General features: G+C 39.3%; 4 protein-coding genes and 1 pseudogene. 4 read left to right on the top strand and 1 reads right to left on the bottom strand.

What is annotated here, in order from left to right:
• The first annotated feature begins 172 nt into the window (after positions 1 to 172).
• From istA to MSI_RS14400, 4 genes and pseudogenes are all read left to right on the top strand, one after another.
• Positions 173 to 1,468, top strand: coding sequence for an IS21 family transposase (istA, locus tag MSI_RS13050; RefSeq protein ID WP_009107916.1), 1,296 nt, complete (start codon positions 173 to 175; stop codon positions 1,466 to 1,468).
• A 138-nt stretch (positions 1,469 to 1,606) separates the two neighbouring features.
• Complete coding sequence (locus MSI_RS13045; RefSeq protein ID WP_192807775.1) at positions 1,607 to 2,287, top strand: ATP-binding protein; 681 nt, start codon at positions 1,607 to 1,609, stop codon at positions 2,285 to 2,287.
• Between the two features lie 118 nt (positions 2,288 to 2,405).
• Positions 2,406 to 2,609: pseudogene (locus tag MSI_RS15220) on the top strand (UDPGP type 1 family protein); the annotation flags it as partial.
• Positions 2,610 to 2,629: 20 nt separating this feature from the next.
• The gene (locus MSI_RS14400) at positions 2,630 to 3,397 is read left to right on the top strand and encodes a UTP--glucose-1-phosphate uridylyltransferase (protein ID WP_255324565.1); all 768 of its coding nucleotides are present in this window, start codon (positions 2,630 to 2,632) and stop codon (positions 3,395 to 3,397) included.
• Positions 3,398 to 3,497: 100 nt separating this feature from the next.
• Here the strand turns inward: MSI_RS14400 and MSI_RS13035 are convergent.
• A partial coding sequence (locus MSI_RS13035; RefSeq protein ID WP_039925018.1) for a hypothetical protein occupies positions 3,498 to 4,453 on the bottom strand: 956 nt, incomplete at its 5' end.

The raw sequence follows: 4,453 nt of genomic DNA, 5'->3' as shown, positions 1-4,453 counted from the left end.
ATTTAATATATACTTTCTGTTTTAAATAATACAGATGTCCAAAAAATCGTACGCACCTTCCACCTAAGTCCAGCGGAAATCGACAAAAATAAGTTCAATTAAAAAAGCCATTATCAAATTCGATAAAACTCTCTAAACTGAATAGTAACCAGAAACTCAGTCAGGGAGGAATATGAAAAATGATAATGACTCTAAAGTCAGTTTAGCACAAGCGCTCCAAGATATGAAGACGGAGCAAGACGAAAGTTTTGACCTTGCGAAAGTCAATCTTGCGGAGCTGGAACGGAGATGCGGAATCAGCCGCGCAAAACTCCGACGATTAAAATCCAATAATTTCAAAGAAATGCCTCATGCACTTACAGGAAGAAAAGCGTATAAAACTGTGATGACAGGCTATGAGTCCGTTGCAAATGATCTTCTCCGACAAGGCGTAAAGAACACGTCTGTCATTTATGATCGTCTGAAAGAAGTCGGCTACAAAGGAAGCCTGAGCGGCATAAAACGCTATGTCGCCGCGAATAAAAATCTGCTTCCGCCCAAAAGGTACGCTGTTGAACCGCAGGGAAGCAGGGGCTTGAGGTATTTCACGAACCCCGGAGAAGCATTCCAGATGGACTGGGGCTTTGTGAAGGTTCGTGATTATTCAGGGCTTGAATATCAGGCTGCATGTTTTGCGATGATCTGTCATCACTGCGGAATGAAATACATTGAATTCTTTCCGAACGCAAAACAGGAAAATCTCTTCATTGGAATGATTCATGCATTTCAGTATATGGGAATTCCTCAAAAAGTCCTTACGGACAACATGAAATCCGTAGTCATAAAAAGGGATTTTGAGGGCCGACCTGTCTGGAATCACGACTATGAAGCATTCATGAAGGCTGTGGGCTTTGAGATCAAATTATGCAAGCCTCCGCACCCTTTCACGAAAGGCAAGGTAGAGCGTCTTGTCAGGTTCGTCAAGGAAAATTTCATTACAGAGCGTCAGTTCGTGAATGTCACCGACCTGAACGAGCAGGCTCTGCAGTGGTGCAGTAACAAGAACAGCCTTTACAGAAAAGAAATCGAAGGATTTCCTGTCGTGACTCATCAGGATAACTGCCGTAAAATCTGCCAGCCGCTTCTAAAGGAGCCGACGATACTGCTTTATCTGTTTCCGGAACAAAAAATCAGCTTTGACGGCTTCATCACCTATGAAGGGCGTCGGTTCGGTGTTCCGTATTCCTATGGCCAGAGCATCGTACGTGTAAACAGAACTGACAGAATCCTGTCAATTTATTCTGACGACATGACAAAATGCCTTGTCACTCACAATGTGACATGGAGCAGAAGGGATTCGTTCTGCCATGACCAGTACGCAAAACCCGAACAGCCGGAAGAATTTCCTACGGCACCGGTAAAGGCAATCGTGCAGCAGGCTCTTGAGGATGATACTGCTGACGGATTCAACAAATTTAATTTCGAGTGATGATATATGGATGATACAAAATTAAACCTGATAATGCGCTGCTTTGACAGCCTTAAAGTAAAGATGTCTGAAGAATAACTTTCAACCTTCATTCTTGATAATGATTTTTCGAATGCGGACATTGATGCAGTTATGCGGATGTTTACATTCCTTGAGAAACACAACAACGAGGCTTCAATTCAGATGATGCTCAGATTGAGCAAACTTCCGCTGAAATCCTCGAATACATTCGAGAATTTTGATTTCAGTCAGGTTCACGGTAAGAACGTTAGCCAGCTGGAAGGCTTGCAGTCACTTTCGCCCCTTTATTCGCACAAGAATGTCGCGCTTATCGGGCCAGCGGGAACCGGAAAAACTCATATTGCCATGGCTTACGGTTATGAATGCTGTCAGCATAAGCTTAAGACTTACTTCATAAAAATGTCAGAGCTTAATGACATGTTCACACAGGCTCGTGCATATGGACGGAGCGGAAGAGTCATTTCCAATCTTGTGAAGCCATCCTGCCTGATTATTGATGAGGTTGGCCACTGTGTCTTTGAGAGGGAGAACATAAGGATGTTCTTCGACCTCGTTGACCGGCGCTACAACAAGGAAGGCCCGTACACAATGATTTTTACCAGCAACAAGCAGCCGTCACAATGGAAACAGAACTTCAACGAGGACGATTCTCTGCTCTGTGCCCTGGACAGAATCTTTGATGATGCCCTTATTTTCAACCTGCGCGGTAACAGTTACCGCGGAAAGGAATGCGAATCATATTCTCTGACTACGCTCAGAGGAAAAGCAACAAACGCCGAATTGCCGTCGGCAAGATAATCTAGGTTCGAAGAGACTGACTTTCTGGTCATTTCTCTTAAACTAAATTTTGGTTTTTCTCGGTGAACTATCTGTTGTTAATTCAGGCGAGTTCTAATAACAAAACAAAGATAAGTATCTGGAGGCTGGAATTGCAGCAATTAAAAAAGGAGAAGTTGCAGCTGTTCTTCTTGCCGGTGGTATGGGAACCAAACTTGAGTTTGATCTTCCTAAAGGATGTTTTAATGTAGGTGAATCTCATAATTTATTTATTTTTGAATGTCTGATTAATAATCTGATGGATGTTGTTAAACAGTGTGGTGTTTTTATTCCGCTTTATATTATGACTAGTGAAAAAATGACCTGGTTACTCAGAAGTTTTTTGCTGAACATAATTACTTTGGTTACGATAAGAATTATATTAAGTTTTTTATTCAGGATATGGCTTGTGCTGTTGATTATAATGGTAAACTTCTTCTTGAAGAAAAGGGCCGGCTTGCTACTTCGCCTAACGGTAACGGAGGCTGGTTTACTTCTATGGTAAAGGCTGGGCTTGATAAAGATTTGCATCAGAAAAATATTAAATGGATAAACATTTTTGCTGTTGATAACGTTTTGCAGCGGATTGCGGATCCTGCTTTTATTGGTGCGACTATTCATGGAAATTATCAGAGTGCTTCGAAGGTGGTTCGTAAGGTTGAACCTATGGAAAAAATGGGCCTGCTCTGTCTGGAAGATGGCAAGCCTTCTATCGTCGAATACTACGAAATGTCCAAAGAAATGGCCGAAGCCCGCGCACCCGACGGCAGCCTGGAATATAAATACGGCGTGATTCTGAATTATCTTTTTGCCCTTGATAAACTCGAAGACATTGTAAACAATCAGCTGACTGTTCACGTTGTCGAAAAGAAGATTCCTTTCATCGACGAAAACGGCCAGCTCGTGAGCCCAACCCAACCCAACGGCTACAAGTTCGAGCTTCTTGTTCTCGACATGATCCACATGATGGAAAACAATCTCGCCTACGAAGTTGTGCGGGAGAAGGAGTTTGCACCGATTAAGAATTTACACGGTGTGGACAGCGTGGGCTCGGCACGGGAGTTGTTGATGGGGAATGGGGTGAGGTTGTAAATATATCATAAATCAAGCTACAGTAATATATTTGCTTTATGGCCAGTACAATATGTTGTGCTGGCTTTTTTATTACATACTGAAACAGTAAGTTATGATTTTATGCATGATGATTATTAGATACTTTGTTAAAATATTCTTGTAATATTCTGAAGTATGTCTCATTTATGATTGAATAAGGATTATAAAGCTCAATATTTTTATTATTATGTTGTTCTGCTCTTTCAGTTGCGAATAACATTTTTAGATAAGCAGCCAAGAAGGGATTTAGAATCGAAAATGTGTCTGTATCTGGATTATACTGTAATAGTTCACCATATTCTTTTTCTGTTAATTTTTGTAAGTAATTCCTTTTTTCTATAGTTGTTAATTTCTTATTACTTCGAAAGATTTCTCCAGGATTGAAAGAATCTTTTCCTTTTTCAACAACACTGTTGCACAGTTTGAATAAAATATAATGTGCTTTTAATTTTTCAAAAATTTTCTTAAAAGTATCTGAATTTCGTTCAGAATATGATTTGACTGCATTGAAAAAATCATCAGAATCAATATAGACTTTTTTAAGGCTATTTTTTTCAATTGCCTTATTATAACATAAATCAAAACATAATTGATGGCATACCGCTGCTAGTCGATTTGAATAATAGACAATTTTATTTGTTAGTGAAGAATCTGCAAAATGAACATTTAATAGACTAAAACCTTTTGTTGCAATTTTTTCAATCTCACTGTCATTCATTAAAGGTACTTCGATTTCAGAAACACGATTATTAAGTTCTGGATCCAAATCTAACATTTCTCTTGCCGAACAAACTGCACCTATACAAATAATCTTTACTTTTGGATACTCAGTTGCTTTGTCCATAAAAACTTTTAATACTTGTGCTAATTTAATTTTTTGTTCGTCTGGAACTTTATGAAAGTCTTCTATAACCCAAATTAAGCCTTTCTTTCCTAAAAAATCTGCTAATCGTTCTATTGTGAGTTGAATGGCAACAATTCTTTTTTGTACCACTAGTTTCTTCATAACTTTGAGAATAGAAAATAGAATTTTTG

The organism is Treponema sp. JC4, from assembly GCF_000260795.1.
Classification (GTDB): domain Bacteria; phylum Spirochaetota; class Spirochaetia; order Treponematales; family Treponemataceae; genus Treponema_D.
Note: the sequence above shows the minus strand (reverse complement) of the source record. Positions and strands in the feature narration are given on the sequence as shown.